This is a genomic window from Actinacidiphila oryziradicis, assembly GCF_005047355.1.
Lineage (GTDB): Bacteria > Actinomycetota > Actinomycetes > Streptomycetales > Streptomycetaceae > Actinacidiphila > Actinacidiphila oryziradicis.
Map to the genome: position 1 here is coordinate 1 of NZ_SUMC01000317.1, position 1,660 is coordinate 1,660.

Sequence of the window (1,660 nt, forward strand, 5' to 3'; positions counted from 1 at the left end):
CGGCCGAGGCGGTCGGTCCCCGCCGCGTCCCTCGGGTGGGGCGATGATGTCGTGCGGACGACGCACCGCGGGATCGACATCGAACACGCAGGCCAGCGTGGCCATACGTTTCCGGTTCGGTTTCTCGCCCGGCGCCAGCCTCGTGCGCATCGCCTGTTTCTTGTCCCGGTGCGCCTTCAAGGTCGCGGGCCGCAGGGCTTCGGGCCGCATGACGATGCCCTTGCCGTCGACCTGCAGGACCAGCGCGGTGGACGCGGTCGCCGGCATGGGCACCCTGGCGAGGTAGAAGCTGTCGATGTCCCGGGCCGCCTCGACGACCAGGCGCTCCGCCTGCCGCTTGCCCAGCACCTTCCCGCACCGCCGGTCGATCGCCTCCTTGACCTGGTCATAGGACCCGCGGACGGCCTCGGTGACCGCGAGTCGGCGCAGGCCGTGCGAGTGCAGCCCGGCGGGCAGCGAGAGGTCCGCATCGAGCGGACAGACATTGTTCATCGACCTGCCCCGCCACGCGGTCCGCGTCACGGTGACCGTGCCGAACACGCAGGCCAGACGCCGGCAATGTCCCGGCTCACGATGCGGGCGAACCTTGCCGTCCACGCCCCGGACCGGCTCCAGGCCCGCCCGCTCCGTCTGTTCTCGCTCCCGCCGCTCCCGCAGATCCAGATGGGCCTGGAACAGCAGCCGCAGCAGCTCACGGCCCCGCGCCTCGATCAGATCCTCCAGATCGTGGTGGGGCAACGCGGCCGACTCCGGGGCGGCCAACACCCCTGTCAGGCGGTCGAAGGCCCTTGCCGCAGCGGCGAACGGGTCAATGGCGTCGAAGGCGTCGTACGGTTCCACAACGGCTCTTCTTTCTTCCGCGCTTCGGTTTGGGTGGTACCTCCGAAGTTAGAGAGAAGAGCCTTTATCCTCCTGCGAGTTCACTTAACTCCCCGCGTCCCGGCCCGGGTGAGCCACCGCGAACTGTCCGGGCTGGTCCTCCACCAGCCAGCCCCGCTCCACCAGACGCTTCAGCTTCCCCCGCGTCCCCTCGATCTTCGCGGTCACCGCCGGCAAGCCGATCCTGGGCACGATCTGCTTCGCCTGCAACGGCTTCGTGGCGTCCGTGACGACCTCAACGATGTCCCGGTACACATCCGGCAGCACGTCCACCGAGAGTCCTTCCCGCCAGTGCGGCACCATGATCGCCCCGACCACCCGCGCCCCGGGCTCCGCCACACCCTCCGACTCCAAACCCTCGGTCACCGGCGCAGTCCTCCCCGGTCCACCCAGATCCATGATCACCTCGGCCACCGTCTCCCGAGTGATCCGCAACCGCGACCACGCCTCCCGCTCACTCTCAAGACGCGCGGTCAACTCCACGATCTCCGCTTCCAGCGCCTCCACCCGAGCCCGGGCTGCTGTCTCCCGCGCCTCCAACTCCTCGATCAACGACCCCATCAGCGTCACCTCCACTACCCACACAGTAGAGACCCCACCACGCCGCCATCACCCAGAAAGGCGTTCTCCCAGCTCAGCCCGTCCCCCGAGGAGAGCTACACCCTTCGACGTTTTCGCGGGGTCACTCTGGCGAGTGTGGCTGTTGGCGTTTGGGTCCTGCGGTCTTGGCGGCGGTCGTAGGGTGAGGCTGTGGATGAGCGGCTTGTAGAGCAGGTACGGC

General features: G+C 68.6%; 1 protein-coding gene and 1 pseudogene. Both read right to left on the bottom strand.

Translation table 11 applies throughout. The annotated features are described in order from the left end of the window. A pseudogene (locus FCI23_RS55550) lies at positions 1–840 on the bottom strand (ISKra4 family transposase); the annotation flags it as partial. Positions 841–924: 84 nt separating this feature from the next. After that, positions 925–1,440 carry a hypothetical protein gene (locus tag FCI23_RS55555; protein WP_136731746.1) on the bottom strand — a complete coding sequence of 172 codons (516 nt, stop codon included), beginning with the start codon at positions 1,438–1,440 and terminating at the stop codon, positions 925–927. Positions 1,441–1,660: the final 220 nt, after the last annotated feature.